Source organism: Phytobacter sp. (assembly GCF_059074235.1).
Map to the genome: position 1 here is coordinate 433,188 of NZ_JCACPZ010000001.1, position 26,947 is coordinate 460,134.

Consider the following 26,947-nt stretch of genomic DNA (forward strand, 5'->3'; position numbering starts at 1 on the left):
TAACCTTGCTTGCGTCGCACAAAAGGCGGCGTAAACTATGCCCGTTTTTTACCGTGTGAGATGAACATGACCGATCCCTTTACTTCTGCCGACCATACGCTGGACGCGCTGGGCCTGCGTTGCCCGGAGCCGGTGATGATGGTGCGTAAAACCGTTCGCAACATGCAGCCGGGCGAGACCCTGCTGGTGATTGCCGATGACCCGGCCACCACCCGTGATATTCCTGGCTTCTGCCGTTTTATGGAGCATGAGCTGGTGGCACTTGAGACGGAATCGCTGCCGTACCGGTATCTGGTGCGCAAAGGGCAGTGAGGGTGCCGCACCGTGCGCACTCTCAACCCTCACTTCTTGCGCAGCAACCGCAGCGCATTCGCCGTCACCAGCACCGTTGCCCCGGTATCGGCCAGTACCGCCAGCCACAACCCCGTCATCCCTAATAGTGTCGTCACCAGGAAAATGGCCTTCAGCCCCAGTGCGAGTGCGATGTTCTGGCGAATGTTGGCCTGAGTGGCGCGGGCAAGCGTAATCATCTGCGCCAGACCACCGAGTCGGTTATGGGTTAAGGCAGCATCGGCGGTTTCCAGAGCCACGTCTGTCCCGCTACCCATCGCGATACCGATGGTCGCGGCCTTCATGGCGGGGGCGTCATTAATCCCGTCACCGACCATCGCCAGCGGTGCCTGTTTATTCATGGCGATGACTGCGTCCACCTTATCTTCCGGCAACAAACTGGCGCGAAAATCCATGTTCAGTTCGCCTGCGATGGTCGCCGCTGCCCGTGGGTTGTCCCCGGTAAGCATGACCCCTTTCACTCCAAGTTCACGCAGTGCCGCGAGGGCTTCACGTGCGTCTTCACGCAGGGTATCGCGCAGCGCAATCGAGCCAATTACCGCGTCGTCACGTAGCACTATAATCACCGTTTCACCGAGACTTTCCCGGTGACGGATATCGGCTTGCAGGGTTTCATCGACCCGGTTGTCTGTCAGTTTATCGGGTGCGCTCAGGCGTATAACTTCCCCGTTAATCTGCGCTTCAATACCTTTACCCATCAGAGCGCGTTGGCCGTCTGACGAAGGCAGCACTAATTTACGTTCCCCGGCTTCGCGTAAAATCGCCTGCGCCAGCGGGTGGGTTGAGCCTTGTTCAACGGCGGCGGCCAGCGTTAGCAGTGTATTTTCATCGAAACCAGCAAGTGGATAGATGCCCGTCACGTTGGGCTTGCCCACGGTTAAGGTGCCGGTTTTATCAAAGGCAATGTGCTGGACGGACGCCAGTTGCTCCAGCGCCGCACCGCCTTTAATCAGCGCGCCATAACGGGTCGCGGCCGCAAGCCCCGAGGTAATCGCCGCTGGCGTCGAGATAACCAGTGCACACGGGCAGCCAATCAGCAGCAGCGTCAGCCCCTTGTAGATCCACGCCAGCCAGGCCTCTCCCAGCATCAGCGGCGGTACAACAGCCACCAGCAAAGCGATGACCATGATGGCCGGGGTGTAAATACGACTGAAGCGGTCAATAAAGCGTTCGATGGGCGCGCGGCGCTCTTCGGCCTCTTCTATCAGTTTCAAAATACGATCAATGGCACTCTCGCCGGGTCGGGAGAGGACTTCGAGCGTTACCAGGCGGTCAACGCTGGTGGCTCCTGCTGGAACGCTGTCGCCGCTGGCATGTTCAACGGGCAAGGATTCGCCGGTTAAGGCGCTCTCATCAAAGCTGGCAAAGGGAGAACGCAGCTTCCCATCGGCGGGTAAGCGCCCGCCTGCCGGGACTTCAATCACATCGCCGGGACGCAGCGCCCCGGCGGTTACGCTCTCCCGCTCGCCGTTTACTACACGGATGGCGGTGTCAGGCTTGAGAGCCATTAACGCACTGACGCCACGGCGCGCTCGGCTGGCGGCCCAACCTTCAAGGCGTTCACCCACGAGGAACAGCAGCAGCACCATCGCCGCTTCGGCAGTAGCACCAATAAACAGTGCGCCGATGGCGGCTACGCTCATCAGCGTTTCGATAGCAAACCAGCTTCCGCTACGCATTAAGCGCACTGACTGACGCACGATCGGGAAGAGTCCCACCAGGGTGGTGACAATAAACGCCGCCTGTCCAAAGGGATGGTTAACCTGCTCAAGCAGCCAGCTTATGCCCATCATGACGATAAGCAGGATCAGCGGCAGGTTTTCCTGCAAACGGGACGGCGCGGGTGCCGCTGGGGTATTTTCGCCCTTCAGGCTGTACCCGGCCTGTTTGACGGCCTTTTCAACCTGCTGGCGAATATCACTGGTGGCGATAACCGTCAGCTTTTCTGTCGCGAAAGCCACCTGAACCTGGCTTACTCCGTCAATCTGGCGAACAGCGTTCTCGACCTTGCGTGCGCAGGCACCACAATCCATTCCTGAGACGAGCCAGCTATAGCGTTCACCTTCGCTGTTTTCAATCGGTGTGCGGGGTGTTTCGCAGGTATCGCCGCACTCGCAAGCAGGCGTTTGTGCGGCGACCGGGCGCAGTTTCATCGTGGCAAACTGAGGCGTTTTGGCATTATTGGGGGTCGGCATCGCATCCTCCGGTGAATGATAATTTTCTCATTAACCGGAGGATACACTCTGGAGTCGACTCCAGAGTCAAGCATTTTAAATATACAACGAACGCACGATCAAAAAGTGGCCGGCAAAATAACAAGCTGCGGAAATGGCAGTGTCTGCGCGGAAACGGCGGCGATAGTGGCTGCCAAGCCAGACGACATTGCTGATTAACAGCAGAGCGGCACCAACAAACGCAGAGAGCGCTGGGCTGGTAGGACGGAAGAACCACAGCTCACCAGCCAGCCACACCATCACCAGCGTCATCGCGACAAAAGTGCAAACCGGCATTCGCAGCGTTTCCAGGCGCGTCCAGATAACGCCAATCAGCAGGGCACCAATCACCAGCAGCACGACCGGCAGCGGCCAGAAGAACGAGAGTGTCATCTGGCTGGCGAAGTAGATGGTGTACAGCAGGTGGGCGAGGAAAAAGGCTCCAATTGCATACAGCAGTTGCTGACGAGGAAGAAGGGTGAGGGCATCACCAATCAATGAGGCGCAAAGTCCGGCCAGCACGAGGTAGCTGATGGCATCGAACATCGGAGCCTGCCAGGCGAGCAAGAGTAGCAGCAGGAGCGTGACGGGTTTAAACACCCAACGTTGCCAGGTGGGGCCACGGTAGGAGGCATCCACATACAGCCAGGCGGAGAAACAGACAGCAATAAATGACCAAAGCATAATAAGTCCCTGAATCCGTTATTGTATCGCGAGCACCATGCCCACGGCTCTTGCCTTGAGTTTAGTGGTCGCGAGGGGCGAATGACAATGTTACGGAAGACAGGGGAATCTTAAAAAAGTACTTTTATTTTTTCGCTTTGAGTTTTTTGAGCCAGATCAGCAGCTCAAAAACGCCAAACAGGAAGATGCGGAATTCTTCCAGGCGTGTCATTTGCGGGCCGTCTTTTGGCAGCGTTTTTTTCATCATCGTGGCCTGTAGCGCATGCATAAACACGGTGAAGAACAGGGCGACGTTAACGAAAATATTCAGCGGCTTCGGGAACGGGGAAAACAGGTTAAGCAGCAAAAAAGCCCAGACAAAGAGCATCAGCAGACGCCCCAGATTAATCAGTATGTTCATTTTCCACTCCTTGTGATTCACGCAGATATAAGCGGTAGGCAACCTGACCGGCGATCTTCTCCCGGTGCAAACTCCAGCTTGCCGGGACAGGTGGCAGACCGTTCTCCACTTCGCTTTCCACATAGATTAGCGCGTCATCCGCCAGCCAGCCGTTGTTTTCCAGAAGCGTCAGTGTCTCTTCGAGCATGCCTTTGCGAAACGGCGGGTCGACGAAAACAATATTGTGCGGCGTTCCCGCCTGGGCAAGAAATGCCAGCGAGTTACCGGTGACCACTTTACCGTTGCTGGCTTTCAGGGTTGCCAGATTCTGCTGCAACTGCTGAGCGACACCGCGCTCCATTTCGAGCAATGTGGCGCTGGCGGCATAGCGAGACAAGGCTTCTAAGCCCAGCGCGCCACTTCCGGCAAAGCAGTCGAGGCAGTGTGCATCAACCATCGACGGGGCCAGCCAGTTGAATAAGGTTTCACGCACGCGGTCGGTGGTGGGGCGCAGACCGGGGCTGTCTGGCACGGGAAGTTTACGTCCGCGCCATTGTCCGCCAATGATGCGGATTTGGCCGGTGGCGGCCCGAGTGGGTTTCTTCATGGTCATCGCTTTGCTCATCATTTCGGCCTGCTATTCTAGCGGCGTGTTGCACGGCGCGAAACCTTAATCCGCAGGCGGTGAAGCGTGTTAAGGAAAGTGATAGACTATTTAACTAATTAAATTTTTTTAGCCCCTGCTACGGCATTGTGGGCGTGTGCCATAAATTAACCGCGGGAGTATGGTCGCAAATGGCGGATGAAAAGAAACGTGGCTTTTTCTCCTGGCTCGGCTTTGGGCAAAAAGAGCAGGCAAAAGAAGAAGTAAAAGAAGAAGTCAACGCACAAGAAGCGGAACAGACCGTCGAAGCGGCACAATCTCACACCGTTGAAGAGAGCGACGTCTTTGCTGAAAACGTTGTTGAGGTGACGGAGCAGCTTGTTGAGCAGGAAGATAAGCCGGACGTAGTGGAAGCACCTCAATCCACGACGGTTGAGCACGAAGAACTGCCGTTGCCGGAAGAGGTAACTGAGCCGGAAATCGCGGAAGAAGAGTGGCAGCCGGAGCAGGAAAGCGTCGTTGATGAAGATGCCCCGCTCAGCGACGAAGAGCTGGAAGCGCAGGCCTTAGCGGCTGTTGCCGCCGAAGAAGCGCTGGTGGTGCTGCCTGTAGAAGAGTTAGTAGAAGAATCACCAGAAGCGCCCGTTGAAGAACCGGTTGAAGAAGCGGTTGTTGAGCAGGAAAAACCAACCAAAGAAGGCTTCTTCACGCGTCTTAAACGCAGCTTGCTCAAAACCAAAGAAAACCTCGGTTCCGGATTTATCAGTCTGTTCCGTGGCAAGAAAATCGATGATGATCTCTTTGAAGAGCTTGAAGAGCAGCTGCTAATTGCCGACGTGGGTGTGGAAACGACCCGTAAAATCATCGCCAATCTGACGGAAGGTGCCTCGCGTAAGCAATTGCGCGACGCCGAAGCACTCTATGGTTTGCTGAAAGAAGAGATGGGTGACATCCTTGCCAAAGTGGACGAACCGCTGAACGTAGAAGGCAAAACACCTTTTGTTATTCTGATGGTTGGCGTGAACGGCGTGGGTAAAACCACCACTATCGGCAAACTGGCGCGCCAGTTCGAGCAGCAGGGCAAGTCGGTTATGTTGGCTGCCGGGGATACCTTCCGAGCGGCTGCCGTTGAGCAGTTGCAGGTGTGGGGCCAGCGTAACAACATTCCGGTTATTGCTCAGCACACTGGTGCGGATTCCGCTTCGGTGATTTTTGACGCCATCCAGGCAGCGAAAGCGCGCAATGTGGATGTGTTGATTGCCGATACCGCAGGGCGTTTGCAGAACAAAGCGCACCTGATGGAAGAGTTGAAGAAAATCGTCCGCGTGATGAAGAAGCTGGACGAAGATGCACCGCATGAAATCATGCTGACTATCGATGCCAGCACCGGGCAGAATGCGGTAAGCCAGGCCAAACTGTTCCATGAAGCCGTTGGCCTGACGGGGATTACGCTGACCAAACTGGACGGAACCGCGAAGGGCGGCGTCATCTTCTCGGTGGCGGATCAGTTTGGCATTCCTATCCGTTACATCGGGGTCGGCGAACGAATTGAAGACCTGCGTCCGTTTAATGCGGGCGATTTTATTGAGGCACTTTTTGCCCGAGAGGATTAACAATGATTCGCTTTGAACACGTCAGCAAAGCCTATCTCGGTGGGAGACAAGCGTTGCAGGGGGTGACATTCCACCTGCAGCCGGGCGAGATGGCATTTCTGACCGGCCACTCTGGCGCAGGGAAAAGTACCCTGCTCAAGCTTATTTGTGGCATCGAGCGGCCAAGCGCCGGGAAAATCCTGTTTGGCGGGCATGACATTACTCGTCTGAAAAACCGTGAAGTGCCGTTCCTGCGTCGGCAGATCGGCATGATTTTCCAGGATCACCACCTGCTGATGGACAGAACGGTGTATGACAACGTGGCGATCCCGTTGATCATTGCCGGTGCCAGCGGTGACGATATCCGCCGTCGCGTGTCTGCGGCACTGGATAAAGTGGGCCTGCTCGACAAAGCGAAAAGTTTCCCGATTCAGCTTTCCGGCGGTGAACAGCAGCGTGTGGGGATTGCCCGTGCGGTGGTCAACAAGCCTGCGGTACTGCTGGCGGATGAACCGACCGGTAACCTGGACGATGCCCTCTCTGAAGGGATTTTACGTCTGTTTGAGGAGTTTAATCGCGTGGGGGTAACGGTATTGATGGCGACGCACGACCTGGGGCTTATCTCCCGTCGTTCGTACCGCATGCTGACCCTGAGCGATGGCCATTTGCATGGAGGCCTGGCGGGTGAATAAGCGCGACGCAATTAATCAAATCCGGCAGTTTGGCAGTAAACTTGATCGCTTCCGTAAATCGGCAGGCGGGGCGGGTGATGCTGGTCGTAACGCAACACGTCGTGGTAAAACACCGTCGAAACCAAACTCCCGTAAAACCAACGTGTTTAACGAGCAGGTGCGCTATGCCTTCCATGGTGCCTTACAGGATCTGAAGAGCAAACCCTTTGCGACTTTCCTGACGGTGATGGTGATTGCTATCTCCCTGACGCTGCCAAGCGTCTGCTATATGGTCTACAAAAACGTTAACCAGGCGGCCTCGCAGTATTACCCGTCGCCGCAAATCACCGTCTATTTTGACAAGTCGCTGGATGATGACGCAGCGGCGCAGGTCGTCGGGCAGTTGCAATCAGAGCAGGGCGTTGAAAAGGTGAATTACCTTTCACGCGAAGATGCGCTGGGTGAGTTCCGTAACTGGTCAGGCTTTGGCGGCGCGCTGGATATGCTGGAAGAGAATCCGCTGCCAGCTGTTGCGGTGGTCGTTCCTAAGCTGGATTTCCAGAGCACTGACTCGCTGAACACGCTGCGTGACCGTATTTCGAAACTGCACGGCATTGATGAAGTGCGTATGGACGACAGCTGGTTTGCGCGTCTGGCGTCATTAACTGGCCTGGTCGGGCGTGTGTCGGCGATGATCGGTGTACTGATGATCGCAGCGGTGTTTCTTGTTATCGGAAACAGCGTGCGCTTGAGCATCTTCTCGCGCCGCGACTCCATCAACGTGCAGAAACTGATTGGTGCAACGGATGGCTTTATCCTGCGTCCTTTCCTGTACGGCGGTGCACTTCTGGGCTTTAGTGGGGCGTTCCTGTCACTGATTCTGTCTGAGATTCTGGTGCTGAGACTCTCGTCAGCAGTGACCGAAGTGGCGAAGGTTTTTGGTACGCAATTTGAGCTGAGCGGACTCTCGTTCGACGAGTGTTTGTTACTCCTGCTGCTGTGCTCAATGATTGGCTGGGTAGCCGCCTGGCTCGCTACCGTTCAACATTTACGTCACTTTACTCCACAGTAAAAAATCTCTGATATACTCTTTCCCTGCAATGCAGTATTCCCGTAGCAGGGAAAGCGTATAACTGATATCTCCCTTCCCCTGCCCCGGTTTTTCATACTTATGTCACATTTTGTGCCTAATTTATTCACAACCCATCCTGGAACTTGTGGATAAAATCACTGTCTGATAAAAGAGTGAATGCTATTCTCGTTGCTCATTAACGCTGGCATGTTTGTTGCCTGATGGGGACAGACCGCCGCCAGTTGGATGTAAATTGAGAGGATTTGAATGACCAAAGAAATGCAATCTTTAGCTTTAGCCCCTGTTGGTAACCTGGAGTCTTACGTCCGGGCTGCGAACGCATGGCCGATGTTGACGGCTGATGAAGAAAGGGCATTGGCTGAAAAGCTGCATTACCAGGGCGATCTGGAAGCAGCTAAAACGCTGATCCTGTCTCACCTGCGCTTTGTTGTTCATGTTGCTCGTAATTATTCGGGCTATGGCCTGCCGCAGGCAGACCTGATTCAGGAAGGCAATATCGGCCTGATGAAAGCCGTCCGTCGCTTCAACCCGGAAGTGGGTGTGCGTCTGGTCTCTTTCGCCGTGCACTGGATCAAAGCCGAAATTCATGAATACGTGCTGCGTAACTGGCGCATTGTGAAAGTCGCAACCACCAAAGCACAGCGTAAGCTGTTCTTTAACCTGCGTAAAACTAAGCAGCGTCTGGGCTGGTTTAATCAGGATGAAGTGGAAATGGTGGCGCGTGAGCTGGGCGTGAGCAGCAAAGACGTGCGTGAAATGGAATCGCGTATGGCGGCTCAGGACATGACATTTGACATGTCTTCTGATGACGAATCCGACAGCCAGCCAATGGCTCCGGTGCTCTACCTGCAGGACAAATCGTCTAACTTTGCTGACGGCATTGAAGATGATAACTGGGAAGAGCAAGCCGCGAACAAGCTGACCTATGCAATGGAAGGCCTCGACGAGCGTAGCCAGGATATCATCCGCGCTCGCTGGTTGGACGACGACAACAAGTCCACCTTGCAGGAGCTTGCTGACCGTTACGGTGTTTCCGCTGAGCGTGTACGCCAGCTGGAAAAGAACGCGATGAAGAAACTGCGTGCCGCGATTGAAGCGTAAATAGCACGTGAAAGAATGAGCCGGGTTAAGCGAAAGCGACCCGGCTTTTTGTTATCTTAAATATGCCCTCTAAGACAATCGAGCAGCACGTCAAACGCCGAATTCATCTCCTCTTCCTCCATGGCAGCAAAGCCCATCAGCAGCCCTTTTAGCGGCTTATTTCCCGCGTAATAGCGTGAAAGTGCCCGTACCAGAATGCCACGGTCATTTGCCTGCCGGGCAAGCTCTGCGTCATCGCATTCATCGGGGAGCGACAATACCAGGTGCAGACCGGCATTATCGTTATATTCACTCAGTGCCTCTTTCCCCAGCGCGTCGGTAATCAGTCCCGCCAGCCGGGCGCGGCGTCGGGCATAAAGCAGCCGCATGCGGCGGATATGCGCTGTGTAATAGCCTTCACTGATAAACAGCGCCAGCGCTTCCTGATCCAGCAGTCGCCCTCCACGGTATAGCTCCGTATGGGCAGTTTTCAGCGCCTGCATTAAAGGGCGCGGCAGCACCAGATAGCCAAGACGAAGCCCTGGGTAGAGCGTTTTACTGAACGTACCGGTGTAGATAACCGGGGCGTCATCCACCAGTCCCTGCAGAGCGGGGATAGGCTGACCGGAAAAACGAAATTCGCTGTCGTAATCATCTTCCACAATCCAGCTCCCTGTTTGCCGGGCCAGCGCCAGCAAGCGCTGGCGACGTTCAAGGCTCATCACGCAGCCGAGCGGATACTGGTGAGAAGGGGTGACGAAAATCAGTTTTGGCGGAGGCTCCCCCGCGTCCGGCGGGTTCATGCCTGCCAGGTCGACGTCAATGGACTCAAGCGTGACGCCGTTCATCGCCAGCACATTACGTATCCCCCAGTAGGCCGGTTCTTCGATCCAAGCGCTATCGCCGGGGTTACACAGCATCCGCGAAACCAGATCGATGGCCTGATGAATCCCTTCGGTTATCAGGATGTGCCCGGGGCTGCATTTCACCGAACGGGTAATGCGCAGATAGTCCACCAGCGCCTGTTGTAGCGCCAGACTTCCCCCGCTGCTGCTATAAGAGAGCTGGCTGGCCTGCGGTTTACGACTTATACGTGACTGGATTTTTCGAAACAGAGCATGGGGAAAGGCATTCACATCCGGTACGCCGGGCAGAAAAGCGCCCCACTGGCGTGGGCTGGCGCTGCTGCGCTGCAAAAGGCTTTGTCCCCGGGCCGACAGATGTGAGGGGAGGTTGCAGGTGGTACCCTCAGCATGAGAAGAGGGGGCCGAAAGCAGGCTATCAGGAACAGTCTGCGCAACAAAAGTGCCGCTGCCGGTACGCGAAATCACATAACCTTCCGCCAATAGTTGCTCATAAACCGTCAGTACCGTGTTTCGCGATAAGTGCAGTTCAGTTGCTAAATCCCTGCTGGGTGGCAGACGGCTTTGCGGAGGCAGACTCCCTTCGAGGATCGACAGGCGAATCGCGTTATATAATTTCTTATGCAGCTTACCATCGGGCTGAGCGTCCAGACGTAATTGCAGCAAATCACTGACAAGTGAGCGCAATTGGATCCCTCAATTATTCAAAACTGGTACTCGATTATAGGACCGCTTATGGCATTGTGGCAAAAGATGACTGCTGCGAAATGAATCAATGACGGGGGAGTACAAGGTGAAAAATAACGAACTACAGCAACGCCGTTTAGCGGCGACACCGCGTGGAATTGGCGTCATGTGCGGCTTTTATGCCGACAAGGCAGAAAACGCCACGCTGTGGGATGTTGAAGGTAATGAAGTGATCGATTTCGCGGCCGGGATTGCAGTGCTGAATACCGGGCATCGTCATCCGAAGGTTGTTGCGGCGGTGGAAAAACAGTTACAGGCGTTTACCCACACTGCGTATCAGATTGTCCCTTACGAAAGTTATGTGTCACTGGCGGAACGCATTAATGAACGTGCACCCGTTGAAGGGCCGGCCAAAACGGCCTTTTTCTCGACCGGTGCAGAGGCAGTTGAGAATGCGGTGAAAATCGCCCGTGCGTATACCAAACGCCCGGGAGTGATCACCTTCGGCGGCGGTTTCCACGGTCGTACCTATATGACCATGGCCCTGACCGGCAAAGTGGCACCGTACAAAATCGGCTTTGGTCCGTTCCCGGGCTCTATTTTCCACGCCCAGTTCCCGAACGAGCTGCACGGCGTAAGTACGGCTGACGCGATGAAAAGCCTGGACCGCATTTTCAAAGCGGATATTGCTGCGGATCAGGTGGCGGCTATTCTGCTTGAGCCGGTGCAGGGCGAAGGTGGGTTTAACATCGCTCCTGATGATTTTATGCAGGCGCTGCGCAAACTCTGCGATACCCACGGCATCTTGTTGATTACTGACGAAGTGCAAACTGGTTTTGCGCGCACCGGTAAGTTGTTTGCGGTGGAGTACTACAGCGTTAAACCGGATCTCATCACCATGGCCAAAAGCCTTGCGGGCGGTTTGCCACTTTCAGCCGTCGCCGGGCGTGCTGACGTGATGGATGCGCCAGCACCTGGTGGGCTGGGCGGCACTTACGCGGGCAACCCACTGGCGGTGGCGGCTGCGCATGCAGTACTGGATGTGATTGAAGAAGAGAATCTGTGCGAGCGTGCTAACCACCTGGGTAAACACCTGGTGGAAGTACTGACCAAAGCAAAAGCAGACTGCCCATACATTGCAGATATTCGTGCGCAGGGTTCGATGGTGGCGGTAGAGTTTAATGACCCGCAAACCGGGGAGCCGTCGGCGGCCTTCACAAAACAGGTGCAGGATAAAGCGTTAGCAGCCGGCTTGCTGTTACTCAGCTGCGGGGTCTACGGTAACGTGATTCGTTTCCTTTATCCGCTAACCATCCCCGAAGTTCAGTTCCGTAAAGCGTTAGATATTATTCATCAATCGCTGACACGATAAACCTTTGTCGCAACGAAAGCCGCCTTTTGGCGGCTTTCTCACATTGTTCATCCCGCTGTTATATAACCTTCAAAAATGTTGTTCCAAATTTCAGAAAATGGGGTATGTTTTAGCAGAGAATGCTGCAAAGGCACGGGCAGACCGTCTCTGAACTACTATCATATTCTTTTCTTATGACAGTAAACAAAATAATGTGCCAAACAACAACATCACAACAAATTCAATCACCATAAGAATGGGGAACCTCAGGATGAAAATGAAGGGCAAAGCGTTACTGGCAGGATGTATTGCGTTAGCGATGAGCAACATGGCATTCGCCAAAGATATTAAAGTTGCTGTTGTCGGTGCAATGTCTGGCCCGGTTGCGCAGTACGGTGATCAGGAATTTACAGGTGCTGAGCAGGCTGTTGCAGATATCAACGCGAAAGGCGGTATCAAAGGCGACAAACTGGTTATCACTAAATACGACGATGCATGTGACCCGAAACAAGCGGTCGCAGTAGCAAACAAAGTGGTTAATGATGGCATTAAATACGTTATCGGCCACCTGTGCTCCTCTTCTACTCAGCCGGCGTCTGACATTTACGAAGACGAAGGTATTCTGATGATCACCCCAGCCGCTACCGCACCGGAGCTGACTGCACGTGGTTATAAACTGACTCTGCGTACCACTGGGCTCGACTCAGACCAGGGTCCGACTGCAGCAAAATACATTCTTGAGAGCGTGAAACCGCAGCGCATTGCCGTGATTCATGACAAACAGCAGTACGGTGAAGGTCTGGCGCGCGCAGTACAAGATGGCCTGAAAAAAGGCGGCGCGAACGTGGTCTTCTTTGATGGTATTACCGCTGGTGAGAAAGATTTCTCTACCCTGGTCGCCCGTCTGAAGAAAGAGAACATCGATTTCGTTTACTACGGTGGATACCACCCGGAAATGGGGCAGATCCTGCGCCAGTCTCGTGCCGCTGGTCTGAAAACCAAATTCATGGGGCCGGAAGGTGTAGCGAACGTTTCCCTGTCTAACATCGCAGGCGAATCTGCTGAAGGCATGTTAGTGACTAAACCGAAAAACTACGACCAGGTTCCAGCGAACAAACCTATCGTAGATGCGATCAAAGCGAAGAAACAGGATCCAAGCGGCGCGTTCGTGTGGACGACTTATGCTGCACTGCAGTCTCTGGCCGCTGGTCTGAACCAGACCGCAGAGCCGGCTGAAATCGCAACCTGGCTGAAAGCGAACTCCGTTGAAACTGTCATGGGGCCGTTGTCCTGGGATGCGAAAGGCGATCTGAAAGGCTTTGAGTTCGGTGTCTTCACCTGGCATGCGAACGGTACTGCGACCGACGCGAAATAAACAGCAAAAAGGCAACGCAAGTTGCCTTTTTTAGTGTTTGCGCCCTCTCCCCGTGGGAGAGGGTTGGGGTGAGGGCATCAGGCCGCTCTGTCTCAAAAAACTAACGCTTCACCCAGCCGTCATTCTGCGCGGTAAAGCCCATCGCCTGAGCAAAGGCAGCCATCACGGTGCGATCCTCCACTCCAGCTTCGGTAATCCACCAGGTGGTGATGTTGGGGTTTTCGCGAATCACCTCATCCAACAGATATTTTCCGACGCCACGGCGACGGGTGACGTCACGCACGCGAAGGGAATCCAGAGCGCCTTGTGTGCCAAGAAGCGTCACGCGAACGGCCGCTAATAAGCGGTCATTAAAACGCGCAGCATAGATATGGTGGGTTTCATCAACCTGCAACGATGCAGGGGAGTACTCCGGCCAGACTTTAGCTAAATCAATATGATCCTGATCGGTAAACGTCACCAGACGGATGATGGTCAATTTCATTTACAGCTTGTCCATGTCTCTAAAGATAATTGCAGTGTAAACAATTTCGCCTGGTGCGGGCTGTTACTTTTTTATATTTCGTTTTGCAGGCGATTACTTTTGAGGCGGACGTTGTAGCAGTTTTAAACATTAGCGATCGAAAACCAGGTAGCATTTTTACCTAAAAGGTAGCGTTTTATTCCGCTCTTTGTGCCATTATTTTATGCTGCCAACTGAACTTTTTAGGTTTATCTCCTGGTAAATTCAGAATATTATCTTTGCTTAATCGCCTGAAAAATAGAGTATTTAGTCTGGTTTTTGCCAAAAAACTGCGCTAAACCATTCATGGCACTGGTAAAAATAGCGTTGTCTATTAAAAGTACAGAATGCTTTTTAACCATAAAAAAACAATATTTTCACACAACTCTTTCATGTCGCAGTGAAGCGACCTGAGGGGATGTGTCGCACTACATCACGAACGGGGATTTGAAGTATGAAAAGGAACGCGAAGACGGTACTCGCGGGGATTGTTGCATTTGCAATGTCCCACGCGACCATGGCGGCAGATATTAAGGTTGCGGTTGTCGGCGCGATGTCCGGTCCGGTGGCCCAGTGGGGCGACATGGAGTTCAACGGCGCACGCCAGGCTATCAAAGACATCAATGCAAAAGGTGGCGTGAAGGACGATAAACTGGTTGCCGTGGAATATGACGACGCCTGCGATCCTAAACAAGCTGTTGCAGTCGCGAATAAAATCGTCAACGACGGCATCAAATATGTAATCGGTCACCTCTGCTCATCATCAACGCAGCCTGCGTCTGACATCTATGAAGACGAAGGTATTCTGATGATCTCACCGGGTGCAACGAACCCGGAACTGACCCAACGCGGCTACAAATACATCATGCGTACCGCAGGGCTGGACTCATCCCAGGGGCCGACCGCCGCGAAGTACATCCTGAATTCCGTTAAACCTCAGCGCATTGCCATCATTCATGATAAGCAGCAGTACGGTGAAGGCCTGGCGCGTTCCGTTCAGGAGAGCCTGAAAGCCAGCGGTGCAAACATCGTCTTCTTTGACGGCATTACCGCGGGTGAGAAAGATTTCTCTGCACTGGTGGCGCGCCTGAAGAAAGAAAATATCGATTTTGTCTACTACGGTGGTTATTACCCGGAGATGGGCCAGATTCTGCGTCAGGCGCGTTCAAACGGCCTGAAAACCCAGTTCATGGGGCCGGAAGGCGTGGGTAATGCCTCCCTCTCGAACATCGCGGGTGATGCGGGCGAAGGCATGCTGGTAACGATGCCAAAACGCTACGACCAGGACCCGGCCAACCAGGGCATTGTTGATGCGCTGAAGGTAGAGAAAAAAGATCCGAGCGGTCCGTATGTTTGGATCACTTATGCTGCCGTGCAGTCTCTTGCGCAGGCACTTGACCGTTCGAGCAGCAATGAGCCGCTTGCACTGGTGAATGATTTAAAAGCCAACGGGGCTAAAACCGTAATTGGGCCGCTGAACTGGGATGAGAAAGGCGATTTGAAGGGATTTGATTTTGGTGTCTTCCAATGGCACGCCGATGGGTCGTCTTCGGTAGCTAAATAAATGATCCCACCGCCCGTGCAATATGGGCGGGTTTAGAAAGGTTACGTTATGTCCGAGCAGTTTCTCTATTTCTTGCAGCAGATGTTTAACGGCGTGACGCTGGGAAGCACCTATGCATTGATCGCCATCGGTTACACCATGGTGTACGGTATTATCGGCATGATTAACTTCGCCCACGGCGAGGTCTACATGATCGGTAGTTATGTCTCATTTATGATCATTGCTGCACTGATGATGATGGGTATCGACGCCAGCTGGTTGTTGATTACCGCAGGCTTTGTCGGCGCAATCGTGATTGCCAGTGCGTACGGCTGGAGTATAGAGCGGGTGGCCTATCGCCCGGTTCGAAGCTCCAAGCGCTTGATTGCACTGATCTCCGCTATCGGGATGTCCATCTTCCTGCAAAACTACGTCAGCCTGACCGAAGGGTCGCGTGATGTGGCATTGCCAAGTTTGTTTAACGGTCAGTGGACCGTGGGTAGCAGCGATAACTTCTCAGCCACTATCACCACCATGCAGTTGGTTATCTGGATTGTGACTCTGGTGTCAATGCTGGCACTGACGATATTCATTCGTTACTCCCGTATGGGCCGTGCCTGTCGCGCCTGTTCCGAAGACCTGAAAATGGCCAGTCTGCTGGGCATTAACACCGACCGTGTGATCGCATTGACCTTTGTGATCGGCGCGGCGATGGCGGCGGTTGCGGGCGTTCTGCTCGGTCAGTTCTACGGCGTTATCAACCCGTACATCGGCTTTATGGCGGGTATGAAAGCGTTCACCGCAGCGGTCCTGGGCGGTATTGGTAGTATTCCTGGCGCAATGATCGGTGGCCTGATTCTGGGCGTGACTGAATCTCTCTCCTCTGCATACCTGAGTACGGAATATAAAGATGTAGTGGCTTTTGCCCTGCTGATTATCGTGCTGTTGGTGATGCCGACCGGTATCCTGGGTCGCCCGGAGGTTGAAAAAGTATGAAACCGATGCATTTTGCGATGGCGTTACTCTCAGCCGCCATGTTCTTCGTGCTCGCAGGCGTCTTTATGGGCGTGCAGTTAGAGTTGGATGGCACCAAATTAGTAGTGAATACCGCGGCGAGTATTCGCTGGGAATGGGTATTTATCGGCACTGCGGTGGTGTTCTTCTTCCAGTTGCTGCGTCCGGTGTTCCAGAAGAGCCTGAAAAACGTCTCTGGCCCGAAATTCATTCTGCCGGCGATTGATGGTTCTACTGTAAAACAGAAGCTGTTCCTGGTTGCCCTGCTGGTGGCCGCGGTCGCCTGGCCGTTTGTAGTCTCCCGTGGCACAGTCGATATCGCGACCATGACCATGATTTACATCATCCTGGGCTTGGGTCTGAACGTGGTCGTGGGGCTGTCCGGTCTGCTGGTGCTCGGCTACGGCGGTTTCTATGCTATCGGCGCGTATACCTTCGCGCTGTTGAACCACTATTACGGTCTTGGTTTCTGGACCTGTCTGCCGATCTCTGCGCTGGTTTCTGCGGCTGCGGGCTTCCTGCTCGGCTTCCCGGTACTGCGTCTGCGCGGTGACTACCTGGCGATTGTGACCTTAGGTTTTGGTGAAATCGTCCGTATTCTGCTGCTGAATAACACCGAAATCACCGGTGGCCCGAACGGTATCAGCCAGATCCCTAAACCAACGCTGTTTGGCCTGGAGTTCAGCCGTAGTGCACGTGAAGGCGGCTGGGATACCTTCAGTAACTTCTTCGGTGTACCGTATGACCCAAGTGACCGCGTGATCTTCCTTTATTTGGTTGCACTGCTGCTGGTGGTCTTCTCCCTGTTCGTGATTAACCGTCTTCTGCGTATGCCACTGGGCCGCGCCTGGGAAGCACTGCGTGAAGACGAAATTGCCTGTCGTTCACTGGGGCTGAACCCGACCCGTATCAAGCTAACCGCTTTTACCATCAGCGCCGCCTTTGCAGGTTTCGCCGGTACGCTGTTTGCGGCCCGCCAGGGCTTTGTCAGCCCGGAATCGTTCACCTTCGCGGAATCTGCGTTTGTGCTGGCGATTGTGGTGCTCGGTGGTATGGGTTCGCAGTTTGCGGTTATCCTGGCGGCGGTGCTGCTGGTGGTATCGCGTGAACTGATGCGTGATTTCAATGAATACAGCATGTTGATGCTGGGTGGTTTGATGGTACTGATGATGATCTGGCGTCCGCAGGGCTTGCTGCCAATGACCCGTGTACAGTTGAAACTGAAAAATGGTCAGGCGAAAGGAGAGCAGGCATGAGTCAGCCACTGTTATCCGTAAATGGCCTGATGATGCGTTTTGGCGGCCTGCTGGCCGTCAACAACGTGGCACTGGATTTACATCCTCAGGAAATCGTCTCGCTGATCGGTCCGAACGGCGCAGGCAAAACCACGGTGTTCAACTGCCTGACCGGTTTCTACAAACCGACGGGCGGCACCATTATGCTGCGTGATCAGCACCTGGAAGGGTTGCCGGGTCAACAGATTGCCCGCATGGGCGTGGTGCGTACTTTCCAGCACGTGCGTCTGTTCCGCGAAATGACGGTGATTGAAAACCTGCTCGTGGCACAACATCAGCAACTGAAAAGTGGGGTTTTCTCCGGTCTGTTGAAAACGCCGTCATTCCGTCGCGCGCAGAGCGAAGCGCTGGATCGTGCCGCTACCTGGCTTGAGCGTATTGGCCTCCTGGAGCATGCCAACCGCCAGGCCAGTAACCTGGCCTACGGTGACCAGCGCCGTCTGGAAATTGCCCGTTGCATGGTGACGCAGCCGGAAATCCTGATGCTCGACGAACCCGCAGCTGGTCTCAACCCGAAAGAGACCAAAGAGCTGGACGAACTGATCGTTGAACTGCGTAGCCACCACAACACCACTATCCTGCTGATTGAGCATGATATGAAACTGGTGATGGGGATCTCCGATCGCATTTATGTTGTGAATCAGGGAACACCGCTGGCGAACGGGACACCGGAAGAAATTCGTAATAACCCGGACGTGATCCGTGCATACCTCGGTGAGGCATAAGATGGAAAAAGTCATGTTGTCTTTTGACAAAGTTAGCGCCCACTACGGCAAAATTCAGGCCCTGCACGACGTCAGCCTGCATATTAATCAGGGTGAAATCGTGACCCTGATCGGTGCTAATGGTGCGGGTAAAACAACCCTGTTGGGCACGCTGTGTGGTGATCCGCGTGCAACCAGCGGTCGTATTGTCTTTGATGACAAAGACATTACTGACTGGCAGACGGCAAAAATCATGCGTGAAGCCGTCGCGATTGTCCCGGAAGGGCGTCGTGTCTTCTCGCGCATGACGGTGGAAGAAAACCTGGCGATGGGCGGCTTCTTTGCCGACAGCGAACAGTTCCAGAGCCGTATCAAGCGCGTCTATGACCTGTTCCCGCGTCTGCATGAGCGTCGCGTTCAGCGTGCGGGCACCATGTCCGGCGGTGAGCAGCAGATGCTGGCGATTGGTCGTGCCTTGATGAGTCAGCCACGTTTGTTGCTGCTGGATGAACCGTCTCTGGGCCTCGCACCGATCATCATTCAGCAGATTTTCGACACCATCGAACAGCTTCGTCAGGAAGGAATGACCATCTTCCTCGTCGAGCAGAACGCCAACCAGGCGCTGAAGCTCGCTGACCGCGGCTACGTGCTGGAAAACGGCCACGTGGTGCTGGAAGATACGGGCGATGCCCTGCTTGCGAACGAAGCGGTACGCAGCGCCTATCTGGGCGGCTAGGTAAAAGCAAAACGGCAACGTTGTTAGTTGCCGTTTTTAGTGTTTGCTCCCTCTCCCCGTGGGAGAGGGCATCAGGCCGCACATCCCGATATTTTCATCCTTCCGCCTTCATCAATCCATCATCTCTCTGACGCCTGGTTGTCACGCTCTTGTAATTAAACGGTTATTTTTCTGTCATTCGAGCGTGTCATGTTACCTCGCGAGCATAAAACGCGTGATATCGCGCATCCGGCACAACAAGAGAGAAAACCGAATGACACCGTTACGACACACAGCTTTAGGTCTGGCACTTGGGTTGATCTTCGCAGGCAACGCAATGGCCGCTACATCAATCCCGTTCTGGCATTCCATGGAAGGCGAACTGGGTAAAGAAGTTGAATCCCTGGCGCAACGTTTTAACGAAACACACCCGGATTACAAAATTGTGCCGGTGTACAAAGGTAACTACGAGCAGAGCCTGAGTGCTGGTATTGCTGCGTTCCGTACCGGTAACGCACCTGCCATGTTGCAGGTTTATGAAGTGGGCACGGCGACGATGATGGCTTCTAAAGCGATCAAACCGGTCTACGAAGTCTTCAAAGACGCAGGCATCAAGTTTGACGAATCACAGTTCGTCCCAACCGTTTCCGGTTACTACACCGACTCTAAAACCGGTCACCTGCTGTCTCAGCCATTCAACAGCTCCACGCCGGTGCTGTACTACAACAAAGACGCCTTCAAAAAAGCAGGCTTAGATCCAGAGCAGCCACCGAAAACCTGGCAGGACCTGGCTGCCTACACCGCCAAGCTGAAAGCAGCGGGCATGAAGTGCGGTTACGCCAGCGGCTGGCAGGGTTGGATCCAGATCGAAAACTTCAGCGCATGGCATGGTCTGCCAGTAGCGACGAAGAACAACGGCTTTGACGGTACTGATGCCGTCCTTGAGTTCAACAAACCAGAGCAGGTGAAACACATCGCCATGCTGGAAGAGTTGAACAAGAAGGGTGATTTCAGCTACTTCGGTCGTAAAGACGAATCTACCGAGAAGTTCTACAACGGTGACTGCGCAATTACCACCGCCTCTTCCGGTTCTCTGGCAGATATCCGTCATTACGCCAAATTTAACTACGGTGTAGGCATGATGCCTTACGACGCTGATGTGAAAGGCGCACCGCAGAACGCCATCATCGGTGGTGCAAGCCTGTGGGTAATGCAGGGCAAAGACAAAGCCACTTATACCGGCGTTGCTCAGTTCCTGGAATTCCTGGCTAAACCGGAAAATGCTGCCGAATGGCACCAGAAAACGGGCTACCTGCCAATCACCACCGCGGCGTATGAGCTGACCCGTAAAGAAGGCTTCTACGACAAAAACCCAGGTGCTGACATTGCAACTCGTCAGATGCTGAACAAGCCACCGTTGCCGTTCACTAAAGGTCTGCGTCTGGGCAACATGCCGCAGATCCGTACTATCGTGGATGAGGAACTGGAAAGCGTCTGGACCGGCAAGAAAACCCCTCAGCAGGCACTGGATGCTGCGGTAGAGCGTGGTAACCAACTGCTGCGTCGCTTCGAGCAATCCACTAAGTCTTAATCTTTTACCCTCACCCTAACCCTCTCCCAAAGGGAGAGGGGATGTTATCCTCCCTCTCCCTTTGGGAGAGGGCCGGGGTGAGGGGACACCTAACCTGAGCTTAACTATGTCCTCATCCCGTCCGGTGTTTCGTTCGCGCTGGCTGCCCTATCTGCTGGTCGCGCCCCAACTGGTTATCACCGTTATATTCTTTATCTGGCCTGCGGGCGAAGCGTTGTGGTACTCCGTCCAGAGCGTGGATCCCTTTGGGCTTTCCAGTACCTTCGTTGGCCTGGACAACTTCGTTGCGCTGTTCCGTGACAGCTACTATCTGGACTCCTTCTGGACGACGATGCGCTTCAGTGCACTGGTGACCTTCTTCGGTCTGTTCACGTCGCTATTTTTTGCCGCCCTTGTGGACAACGTGGTGCGCGGTAGCCGGATTTACCAGACGCTGATGCTGCTGCCTTACGCCGTCGCCCCTGCTGTTGCTGCCGTGCTATGGATTTTCCTCTTTAACCCTGGTCGCGGGCTGATTACCCATTTCCTTGAACAGTTTGGCTACGACTGGAACCATGCGCAGAACAGTGGCCAGGCGATGTTCCTGGTGGTCTTTGCCTCTGTCTGGAAGCAGATCAGCTACAACTTCCTGTTCTTCTTTGCCGCACTGCAATCCATCCCGCGTTCGCTGGTCGAAGCCGCCGCGATTGATGGTGCAGGGCCGATTCGCCGCTTCTTCAGGCTGTCGCTGCCGCTGATCGCCCCGGTGAGTTTCTTCCTGCTGGTGGTCAATCTGGTTTACGCCTTCTTCGACACCTTCCCGGTGATCGATGCCGCGACGGCGGGTGGCCCGGTACAGGCCACAACGACGCTGATTTACAAGATTTACCGCGAAGGTTTTGTCGGACTGGATCTCTCTGCTTCTGCCGCGCAGTCGGTAGTGCTGATGTTCCTGGTCATCGTGCTGACCGTCGTGCAGTTCCGTTATGTTGAAAGTAAGGTGCGCTACCAATGATTGAGAATCGCCCCGGGCTGACCTTATTCAGTCACATCATGCTGATTCTGGGCATTGTGACGATCCTGTTCCCGATGTATGTCGCGTTTGTCACCGCCACGTTGGACATCAAAGCGGTGTACGACACGCCGATGACGCTCATTCCTGGCACCCATTTGTGGGAAAACATTCGCACCATCTGGACCCAGGGTGTGGGCGTGAACAGCGCGCCATTCTGGCTGATGCTGACCAACAGCTTCATCATGGCCTTTACCATTACCGTGGGAAAAATCGCCGTCTCGATGCTGTCTGCTTTTGCCATCGTCTGGTTCCGTTTTCCACTGCGTAACCTCTTCTTCTGGATGATCTTTATCACCCTGATGCTGCCGGTTGAAGTGCGTATCTTCCCGACCGTGGAAGTGATCGCCAACCTGAAAATGCTCGACAGCTACACCGGCCTGACGCTGCCGCTGATGGCATCTGCGACAGCAACGTTCCTGTTCCGCCAGTTCTTTATGACGCTGCCGGATGAGCTAATTGAAGCCGCGCGTATTGATGGCGCGTCGCCGATGCGCTTTTTCTGGGACATCGTGCTGCCGCTGTCAAAAACCAATCTCGCGGCGCTGTTTGTCATCACCTTTATCTACGGCTGGAACCAGTATCTGTGGCCGTTGCTGATTATCAGCGACGTCAACCTGGGAACGGCAGTCGCAGGCATTAAGGGCATGATCGCCACGGGCGAAGGCACCACACAATGGAACCAGGTGATGGCAGCGATGTTGCTTACGCTGATCCCTCCGGTCGTTATCGTTTTAGCCATGCAGCGCGCGTTCGTTCGTGGCCTGGTAGATAGTGAGAAATAAGATGGCAGGATTAAAATTACAGGCCGTAACCAAAAGCTGGGACGGCGGAAAAACGCAGGTGATTCAGCCATTAACCGTGGATGTGGCCGACGGCGAATTCATTGTGATGGTTGGGCCATCAGGCTGCGGTAAATCGACACTGCTGCGTATGGTGGCAGGGCTTGAGCGTGTGAGTACCGGCGACATCTGGATCGACAGCCAGCGCGTGACCGAAATGGAACCCAAAGATCGCGGCATCGCGATGGTGTTCCAGAACTATGCGCTCTACCCGCATATGAGCGTGGAAGAGAACATGGCGTGGGGGCTGAAAATTCGCAATATGGGCAAAGAGCATATTGCTGAACGCGTCAAAGAGGCGGCCCGCATTCTGGAACTCGACGGCCTGCTTAAGCGTCGTCCGCGTGAACTCTCCGGTGGTCAGCGTCAGCGCGTGGCGATGGGCCGTGCGATTGTCCGCGACCCGGCTGTGTTCCTGTTTGATGAACCCCTGTCGAACCTTGACGCCAAATTACGTGTGCAGATGCGTCTTGAGCTTCAGCATCTGCATCGCCGCCTGAAGACCACCTCTTTGTACGTGACGCATGACCAGGTTGAAGCCATGACCCTGGCGCAGCGTGTGATGGTGATGAACAAAGGTGTGGCGGAACAAATCGGTACGCCGATTGAGGTCTATGAAAAGCCAGCCAGTCGTTTTGTGGCGAGCTTTATCGGCAGCCCGGCAATGAACTTACTCGATGGTCGCATCAGCAACACTGGCACCCATTTTGAACTCGACAGCGGAATGGCGTTGCCGATTAACTGGTTCTATCGTGGTTATGCCGGACGCAAAATGACCCTGGGTATCCGCCCGGAACATATTGCGTTAAGCTCACAGGCCGCAGGTGGGGTGCCGCTGGTACTGGACACCCTGGAAATGCTCGGTGCGGATAACCTGGCGCATGGTCGCTGGGGCAACCACAAACTGGTGGTACGTTTGCCACACCAGGAGCGTCCGGCGCAGGGCAGCACATTGTGGTTGCATCTGCCGGAAAATCACCTGCACCTCTTCGACGGTGAAACAGGACAACGCGTATGAGTAACTGGCCTTACCCCCACATTGTCGCCCACCGCGGCGGCGGAAAACTCGCACCGGAAAACACGCTGGCGGCCATTGATGTAGGTGCCCGCTACGGTCACACCATGATTGAGTTTGACGTTAAGCTGTCAAAGGACGGGCACATTTTCCTGCTCCATGATGACAATCTTGAGCGCACCAGCAACGGTTGGGGTGTGGCCGGGGAACTGGAGTGGAACGATCTGCTGAAAGTCGATGCGGGAAGTTGGTACAGCGGTGAGTTTAAGGGTGAGCCTCTACCGCAGCTTTCCGAGGTTGCAGCACGCTGTCGCGATCACGGCATGCTGGCAAATATCGAAATCAAACCGACGACGGGCACGGGGCCATTGACCGGGAAAGTGGTTGCGCTGGCGGCACGGGAATTGTGGCAGGGAATGGTTGCTCCGCTCTTGTCCTCGTTTGAGATTGATGCACTGGAGGCGGCTCAACAGGCTGCACCGGAATTACCTCGCGGTTTGTTGCTGGACGAGTGGCGAGATGACTGGCATGAACTGACGACACGCCTGGCGTGTGTCTCTATTCACCTCAATCACCGTTTGCTGGATGAAGCGCGCGTGGCCATGTTGCGCGATGCCGGATTACATATTCTGGTCTATACCGTCAACACCCCGGAGCGTGCAGCCGAGCTGTTGCGCTGGGGCGTTGACTGTATCTGTACCGATGCGATCGACGTCATCGGGCCGCATTTTCAGCCTTAAGGCGTGACCGTTTTTAGCGGAATAATGGCCTGCGGTGTGCTGATCGTGTTCTGATTTAGCATGCCGTTGGTCTGTTTAGGTGGCGGCAACATATGCTGTTGCTGAGTCAGTGTCGCGTCGCTGCTAACGCTTTGGTTCAACATGCCGCCGTTTGTGTTGGGGAGCACCTGCTGGGTGCTCGGGTCGAGCTCCCCCGGCTGTGCCTGCCTTACCCGCTGGGCGTTGTTGTTAATCTGCGCTTCCAGATGCTGTTGTTGCAGGCGCGTTTGCGTTTGCAAATTCTGATTTAACATCCCCTTTTGCTGCTGTTGCTGGTTCAACATCTGCGTTTGCATCCGCTGCTGCGTCGGGTTCTCATAACCCGGCAGGTTAGGGTTGTTTGTCGTGTTAATCGGCTGTGCGAATGCGGTCAGCGGCAAAAGTGCGGCTACAAGAATCAATCGTTTCATCATCATTTCCTCCTTCTGAGGCTTCCCTTAAGTTTACTCACTTTCACGCACTACGATGATCTTTTAGGAGTTCTGAACCAGGCTTAAGCGGGGACTGTCGCCCCAACTGAGGAGAACGACGATGATGAAGCAGAAGTTTGCACGTTGGGTGGCGATTGCCGCTCTGACGGCGGGAGGGTGTTTTAGTGTTGCCGCCGCGCCCCCGCCTGTCGCGGCGCCTGCGCCGGTATCCTATGGCGTTGAGGCTGATGTTTTCCACCCGGTTCGGGCGAAGCAGGGCATGGTGGCCTCCGTTGATGAGACTGCAACCCGGGTTGGGGTTGAGATCCTCAAACAAGGAGGGAATGCCGTCGATGCGGCTGTCGCAGTCGGGTATGCCCTGGCGGTCACCCATCCTCAGGCGGGTAACCTTGGCGGTGGCGGATTCATGATGATTCGCACCAAAGACGGCAAAACGGCGGCCATCGATTTTCGTGAAATGGCCCCTGCTGCGGCCACTCGTGACATGTTCCTCGACGATCAGGGCAACCCGGACAGCAAAAAATCCCTCACTTCACATTTAGCTTCAGGTACGCCGGGCACAGTGGCAGGCTTCTCACTGGCGCTGGAAAAATACGGTACGCTGCCGCTTAACAAGGTGGTGCAACCAGCGATTAAGCTCGCGAAGCAGGGCTTTGTGGTCAACGATGCACTGGCTGATGATCTCAAAACCTATGGCAGTGAAGTCATTCCCAACCATGAAAATAGCAAAGCCATCTTTTGGAAAGACGGCGAGCCGCTGAAGAAAGGCGATAAGCTGGTGCAGGCCAATCTGGGTAAAAGCCTGGAGATGATTGCCGAGAAGGGCCCCGATGCCTTCTACAAAGGGTCGATTGCCGATCAGATTGCTCAGGAGATGAGTAAAAACGGGGGGCTTATCACCAAAGAAGATCTGGCGAGCTACAAAGCGGTTGAGCGCACGCCGATTAGCGGTGACTACCGTGGCTACCAGGTCTTCTCCATGCCACCGCCATCCTCCGGGGGGATCCATATCGTACAGATCCTTAATATTCTGGAGAATTTCGACCTCGCCAAATACGGCTTTGGCAGTGCGGACACGATGCAGGTGATGGCGGAGGCTGAAAAATACGCTTACGCCGACCGGTCGGAATACTTAGGCGATCCGGATTTCGTGAAAGTCCCCTGGCAGGCGTTGACCAGTAAGGATTACGCCAAATCACTGGCCCAGCAAATCGACGTCAACAAGGCCAAACCGTCGAGCCAGATTCGCCCCGGCAAACTCGAACCTTACGAAAGTAATCAAACTACGCACTATTCGGTGGTGGATAAAGACGGCAACGCCGTTGCGGTGACCTACACCCTGAACACCACATTTGGTAGCGGGATTGTTGCGGGAAATACCGGCATTCTGATGAACAACGAAATGGATGATTTTTCTGCCAAACCGGGTGTGCCAAACGTCTATGGGCTGGTGGGCGGTGATGCCAATGCCGTAGGGCCGGGTAAACGTCCGCTCTCTTCGATGTCGCCAACAATTGTGGTGAAAGACGGTAAAACCTGGCTGGTAACCGGTAGCCCTGGCGGTAGCCGTATTATTACTACTGTGCTGCAAATCGTGGTGAACAGCATCGATTTTGGGATGAACGTTGCCGAAGCGACCAACGCGCCGCGCTTCCACCATCAATGGTTACCGGATGAGCTGCGTGTGGAAAAAGGCTTTAGCCCGGATACCCGCAAACTCCTGGAGCAGAAAGGGCAGAAGGTGGTAGTGAAAGAAGCCATGGGCAGTACACAAAGTATTATGGTCGGCCCGGATGGCACGCTGTACGGGGCATCTGACCCGCGTACGGTGGATGATTTAACGGCGGGGTATTAATTTTTCCCCCTCACCCGATCCCTCTCCCCAAAGGGAGAGGGATCTGCGTGGAACAGGATTCAGTGCTTCGCCCGCGCCATAAAATAGGCATCCACATATTCACCGTTACGTAGCGCGTATTGCTTGCCGGTGCCTTCAATTTCAAAACCGAACTTGCGATACAGCGCCAGCGCTGGCGCATTGTCGACGAAAACTGTCAGCTCAATACGTTCAATGCGCAGCCAGTTGTCGCAAAGGTTTACCATCTCACGCACCATTGCACTGCCAACGCTGCGCCCACGAAACTCGCTGGAAACGCTGATACCAAAAGTGGCCACGTGGCTGCGACGCGGGTTTTGTTCTACATCCACCACCAGATGCCCGGCGACAACATCGTCAATACAGGCAACCAGATGGCGACGACCCGGCCGCGGTTTTAGCCGCTCCTCCCACATTTCCATAGAGGGATGAGGAATTTGTAGCGTGTCGTGATAGACCTCCGTATGCGCATTGATTTGACGTAATGGCTCGGCGTCCCGGGGTTCTGCATGGCGTACCACGATACTGCTCATTTCCTTTCTCCTTGTTGAATGTTCCCTTTCAACTTCCCTGAGTTACCAAAGTGAGTCAAGCGGCATTTTTTGCAAAAAGGGGTAGACAAGTGCGAATGATAATGATTATTATTGCC

26 protein-coding genes are annotated in these 26,947 nt (G+C 54.4%); 18 read left to right on the top strand and 8 right to left on the bottom strand.

Going from position 1 to position 26,947, the window contains the following annotated elements; translation table 11 throughout:
• Positions 1–66 precede the first annotated feature (66 nt).
• Complete coding sequence (tusA, locus tag AC5JPW_RS02010) at positions 67–312, top strand: sulfurtransferase TusA (RefSeq protein WP_494237981.1); 246 nt, start codon at positions 67–69, stop codon at positions 310–312.
• A 29-nt stretch (positions 313–341) separates the two neighbouring features.
• Here the strand turns inward: tusA and zntA are convergent, their stop codons facing one another.
• From zntA to rsmD, 4 genes are all read right to left on the bottom strand, one after another.
• Complete coding sequence (gene zntA / locus AC5JPW_RS02015) at positions 342–2,546, bottom strand: Zn(II)/Cd(II)/Pb(II) translocating P-type ATPase ZntA (protein ID WP_494237982.1); 2,205 nt, start codon at positions 2,544–2,546, stop codon at positions 342–344.
• Between the two features lie 75 nt (positions 2,547–2,621).
• Complete coding sequence (locus AC5JPW_RS02020) at positions 2,622–3,248, bottom strand: lysoplasmalogenase (protein ID WP_494237983.1); 627 nt, start codon at positions 3,246–3,248, stop codon at positions 2,622–2,624.
• 124 nt (positions 3,249–3,372) lie between these two features.
• Entirely contained in the window at positions 3,373–3,642 is a 270-nt protein-coding gene (locus tag AC5JPW_RS02025; RefSeq protein WP_458047234.1) for a DUF1145 family protein, read from the bottom strand.
• Positions 3,632–4,234, bottom strand: a complete 603-nt coding sequence (gene rsmD, locus AC5JPW_RS02030) for a 16S rRNA (guanine(966)-N(2))-methyltransferase (protein WP_494237985.1) — start codon at positions 4,232–4,234, stop codon at positions 3,632–3,634. The genes AC5JPW_RS02025 and rsmD overlap by 11 nt, the downstream gene beginning before the upstream one ends.
• Before the next feature lie 188 nt (positions 4,235–4,422).
• Between rsmD and ftsY the strand changes: the two genes are divergently transcribed.
• The 4 genes from ftsY (at position 4,423) to rpoH (ending at position 8,688) form a co-directional block, all read left to right on the top strand.
• Complete coding sequence (gene ftsY, locus AC5JPW_RS02035; RefSeq protein ID WP_494237987.1) at positions 4,423–5,844, top strand: signal recognition particle-docking protein FtsY; 1,422 nt, start codon at positions 4,423–4,425, stop codon at positions 5,842–5,844.
• Positions 5,845–5,846: 2 nt separating this feature from the next.
• On the top strand, positions 5,847–6,515 hold the full coding sequence (gene ftsE, locus AC5JPW_RS02040; protein ID WP_271849296.1) for a cell division ATP-binding protein FtsE: 669 nt from the start codon (positions 5,847–5,849) through the stop codon (positions 6,513–6,515).
• On the top strand, positions 6,508–7,566 hold the full coding sequence (gene ftsX, locus AC5JPW_RS02045) for a permease-like cell division protein FtsX (RefSeq protein WP_494237988.1): 1,059 nt from the start codon (positions 6,508–6,510) through the stop codon (positions 7,564–7,566). Before ftsE ends, ftsX begins: the two co-directional genes overlap by 8 nt.
• A gap of 267 nt (positions 7,567–7,833) precedes the next feature.
• Positions 7,834–8,688 carry an RNA polymerase sigma factor RpoH gene (gene rpoH, locus AC5JPW_RS02050; RefSeq protein ID WP_494237990.1) on the top strand — a complete coding sequence of 285 codons (855 nt, stop codon included), beginning with the start codon at positions 7,834–7,836 and terminating at the stop codon, positions 8,686–8,688.
• A 56-nt stretch (positions 8,689–8,744) separates the two neighbouring features.
• Here the strand turns inward: rpoH and pdxR are convergent, their stop codons facing one another.
• Positions 8,745–10,217 (bottom strand): MocR-like pyridoxine biosynthesis transcription factor PdxR, encoded by a 1,473-nt coding sequence (pdxR, locus tag AC5JPW_RS02055; protein WP_494237991.1) that lies wholly within the window; start codon positions 10,215–10,217, stop codon positions 8,745–8,747.
• Between the two features lie 106 nt (positions 10,218–10,323).
• On the opposite strand from pdxR, the gene AC5JPW_RS02060 reads away from it, so the two are divergent.
• Positions 10,324–11,589, top strand: a complete 1,266-nt coding sequence (locus tag AC5JPW_RS02060) for a 4-aminobutyrate--2-oxoglutarate transaminase (RefSeq protein ID WP_494237992.1) — start codon at positions 10,324–10,326, stop codon at positions 11,587–11,589.
• A gap of 250 nt (positions 11,590–11,839) precedes the next feature.
• Positions 11,840–12,943, top strand: a complete 1,104-nt coding sequence (locus AC5JPW_RS02065) for a branched-chain amino acid ABC transporter substrate-binding protein (RefSeq protein ID WP_494237994.1) — start codon at positions 11,840–11,842, stop codon at positions 12,941–12,943.
• Between the two features lie 100 nt (positions 12,944–13,043).
• On the opposite strand, the gene panM is transcribed toward AC5JPW_RS02065, so the two are convergent.
• Positions 13,044–13,427 (bottom strand): aspartate 1-decarboxylase autocleavage activator PanM, encoded by a 384-nt coding sequence (panM, locus tag AC5JPW_RS02070; RefSeq protein ID WP_494237995.1) that lies wholly within the window; start codon positions 13,425–13,427, stop codon positions 13,044–13,046.
• Positions 13,428–13,899: 472 nt separating this feature from the next.
• Between panM and livK the strand changes: the two genes are divergently transcribed.
• From livK to ugpQ, 10 genes are all read left to right on the top strand, one after another.
• Positions 13,900–15,009 (top strand): high-affinity branched-chain amino acid ABC transporter substrate-binding protein LivK, encoded by a 1,110-nt coding sequence (gene livK / locus AC5JPW_RS02075; RefSeq protein ID WP_494237996.1) that lies wholly within the window; start codon positions 13,900–13,902, stop codon positions 15,007–15,009.
• A 48-nt stretch (positions 15,010–15,057) separates the two neighbouring features.
• Positions 15,058–15,984 (top strand): high-affinity branched-chain amino acid ABC transporter permease LivH, encoded by a 927-nt coding sequence (gene livH, locus AC5JPW_RS02080; RefSeq protein WP_494237998.1) that lies wholly within the window; start codon positions 15,058–15,060, stop codon positions 15,982–15,984.
• Entirely contained in the window at positions 15,981–17,258 is a 1,278-nt protein-coding gene (gene livM, locus AC5JPW_RS02085; protein WP_458045423.1) for a branched chain amino acid ABC transporter permease LivM, read from the top strand. Before livH ends, livM begins: the two co-directional genes overlap by 4 nt.
• Positions 17,255–18,022, top strand: a complete 768-nt coding sequence (livG, locus tag AC5JPW_RS02090) for a high-affinity branched-chain amino acid ABC transporter ATP-binding protein LivG (RefSeq protein WP_494238000.1) — start codon at positions 17,255–17,257, stop codon at positions 18,020–18,022. Before livM ends, livG begins: the two co-directional genes overlap by 4 nt.
• 1 nt (position 18,023) lies before the next feature.
• Positions 18,024–18,737, top strand: coding sequence for a high-affinity branched-chain amino acid ABC transporter ATP-binding protein LivF (livF, locus tag AC5JPW_RS02095; RefSeq protein WP_494238002.1), 714 nt, complete (start codon positions 18,024–18,026; stop codon positions 18,735–18,737).
• A 253-nt stretch (positions 18,738–18,990) separates the two neighbouring features.
• The gene (ugpB, locus tag AC5JPW_RS02100) at positions 18,991–20,307 is read left to right on the top strand and encodes a sn-glycerol-3-phosphate ABC transporter substrate-binding protein UgpB (RefSeq protein WP_494238004.1); all 1,317 of its coding nucleotides are present in this window, start codon (positions 18,991–18,993) and stop codon (positions 20,305–20,307) included.
• A 106-nt stretch (positions 20,308–20,413) separates the two neighbouring features.
• Entirely contained in the window at positions 20,414–21,301 is an 888-nt protein-coding gene (gene ugpA / locus AC5JPW_RS02105; RefSeq protein ID WP_494238005.1) for a sn-glycerol-3-phosphate ABC transporter permease UgpA, read from the top strand.
• Positions 21,298–22,143, top strand: coding sequence for a sn-glycerol-3-phosphate ABC transporter permease UgpE (gene ugpE / locus AC5JPW_RS02110; RefSeq protein ID WP_494238007.1), 846 nt, complete (start codon positions 21,298–21,300; stop codon positions 22,141–22,143). The genes ugpA and ugpE overlap by 4 nt, the downstream gene beginning before the upstream one ends.
• 1 nt (position 22,144) lies before the next feature.
• Positions 22,145–23,218: a sn-glycerol-3-phosphate import ATP-binding protein UgpC gene (locus tag AC5JPW_RS02115; protein WP_494238008.1), complete on the top strand. Its 1,074-nt coding sequence runs from the start codon at positions 22,145–22,147 to the stop codon at positions 23,216–23,218.
• Positions 23,215–23,955, top strand: coding sequence for a glycerophosphodiester phosphodiesterase (gene ugpQ / locus AC5JPW_RS02120; RefSeq protein WP_494238010.1), 741 nt, complete (start codon positions 23,215–23,217; stop codon positions 23,953–23,955). The genes AC5JPW_RS02115 and ugpQ overlap by 4 nt, the downstream gene beginning before the upstream one ends.
• On the opposite strand, the gene AC5JPW_RS02125 is transcribed toward ugpQ, so the two are convergent.
• Positions 23,952–24,404 (bottom strand): DUF2756 family protein, encoded by a 453-nt coding sequence (locus AC5JPW_RS02125; RefSeq protein WP_494238128.1) that lies wholly within the window; start codon positions 24,402–24,404, stop codon positions 23,952–23,954. The two genes, ugpQ and AC5JPW_RS02125, sit on opposite strands and share 4 nt — an antisense overlap.
• A 121-nt stretch (positions 24,405–24,525) precedes the next feature.
• On the opposite strand from AC5JPW_RS02125, the gene ggt reads away from it, so the two are divergent.
• Positions 24,526–26,280, top strand: a complete 1,755-nt coding sequence (gene ggt / locus AC5JPW_RS02130; protein ID WP_494238012.1) for a gamma-glutamyltransferase — start codon at positions 24,526–24,528, stop codon at positions 26,278–26,280.
• 59 nt (positions 26,281–26,339) lie between these two features.
• Here the strand turns inward: ggt and yhhY are convergent, their stop codons facing one another.
• The gene (gene yhhY / locus AC5JPW_RS02135) at positions 26,340–26,831 is read right to left on the bottom strand and encodes an N-acetyltransferase (RefSeq protein WP_494238014.1); all 492 of its coding nucleotides are present in this window, start codon (positions 26,829–26,831) and stop codon (positions 26,340–26,342) included.
• Between the last annotated feature and the right edge of the window lie 116 nt (positions 26,832–26,947).

What these genes read in the sequence shown, in the direction of transcription:
- AC5JPW_RS02065 (WP_494237994.1), top strand. Translation starts at nt 11,840, where the DNA reads ATGAAAATGAAGGGCAAAGCGTTACTGGCAGGATGTATTGCGTTAGCG.
- rsmD (WP_494237985.1), bottom strand. Translation starts at nt 4,234, where the DNA reads ATGAAGAAACCCACTCGGGCCGCCACCGGCCAAATCCGCATCATTGGC.
- livH (WP_494237998.1), top strand. Translation starts at nt 15,058, where the DNA reads ATGTCCGAGCAGTTTCTCTATTTCTTGCAGCAGATGTTTAACGGCGTG.
- ggt (WP_494238012.1), top strand. Translation starts at nt 24,526, where the DNA reads ATGATGAAGCAGAAGTTTGCACGTTGGGTGGCGATTGCCGCTCTGACG.
- tusA (WP_494237981.1), top strand. Translation starts at nt 67, where the DNA reads ATGACCGATCCCTTTACTTCTGCCGACCATACGCTGGACGCGCTGGGC.
- zntA (WP_494237982.1), bottom strand. Translation starts at nt 2,546, where the DNA reads ATGCCGACCCCCAATAATGCCAAAACGCCTCAGTTTGCCACGATGAAA.
- ugpE (WP_494238007.1), top strand. Translation starts at nt 21,298, where the DNA reads ATGATTGAGAATCGCCCCGGGCTGACCTTATTCAGTCACATCATGCTG.
- ugpA (WP_494238005.1), top strand. Translation starts at nt 20,414, where the DNA reads ATGTCCTCATCCCGTCCGGTGTTTCGTTCGCGCTGGCTGCCCTATCTG.
- livK (WP_494237996.1), top strand. Translation starts at nt 13,900, where the DNA reads ATGAAAAGGAACGCGAAGACGGTACTCGCGGGGATTGTTGCATTTGCA.
- panM (WP_494237995.1), bottom strand. Translation starts at nt 13,427, where the DNA reads ATGAAATTGACCATCATCCGTCTGGTGACGTTTACCGATCAGGATCAT.
- AC5JPW_RS02020 (WP_494237983.1), bottom strand. Translation starts at nt 3,248, where the DNA reads ATGCTTTGGTCATTTATTGCTGTCTGTTTCTCCGCCTGGCTGTATGTG.
- ugpB (WP_494238004.1), top strand. Translation starts at nt 18,991, where the DNA reads ATGACACCGTTACGACACACAGCTTTAGGTCTGGCACTTGGGTTGATC.
- ugpQ (WP_494238010.1), top strand. Translation starts at nt 23,215, where the DNA reads ATGAGTAACTGGCCTTACCCCCACATTGTCGCCCACCGCGGCGGCGGA.
- AC5JPW_RS02115 (WP_494238008.1), top strand. Translation starts at nt 22,145, where the DNA reads ATGGCAGGATTAAAATTACAGGCCGTAACCAAAAGCTGGGACGGCGGA.
- yhhY (WP_494238014.1), bottom strand. Translation starts at nt 26,831, where the DNA reads ATGAGCAGTATCGTGGTACGCCATGCAGAACCCCGGGACGCCGAGCCA.
- rpoH (WP_494237990.1), top strand. Translation starts at nt 7,834, where the DNA reads ATGACCAAAGAAATGCAATCTTTAGCTTTAGCCCCTGTTGGTAACCTG.
- livM (WP_458045423.1), top strand. Translation starts at nt 15,981, where the DNA reads ATGAAACCGATGCATTTTGCGATGGCGTTACTCTCAGCCGCCATGTTC.
- AC5JPW_RS02125 (WP_494238128.1), bottom strand. Translation starts at nt 24,404, where the DNA reads ATGAAACGATTGATTCTTGTAGCCGCACTTTTGCCGCTGACCGCATTC.
- livF (WP_494238002.1), top strand. Translation starts at nt 18,024, where the DNA reads ATGGAAAAAGTCATGTTGTCTTTTGACAAAGTTAGCGCCCACTACGGC.
- ftsE (WP_271849296.1), top strand. Translation starts at nt 5,847, where the DNA reads ATGATTCGCTTTGAACACGTCAGCAAAGCCTATCTCGGTGGGAGACAA.
- ftsY (WP_494237987.1), top strand. Translation starts at nt 4,423, where the DNA reads ATGGCGGATGAAAAGAAACGTGGCTTTTTCTCCTGGCTCGGCTTTGGG.
- livG (WP_494238000.1), top strand. Translation starts at nt 17,255, where the DNA reads ATGAGTCAGCCACTGTTATCCGTAAATGGCCTGATGATGCGTTTTGGC.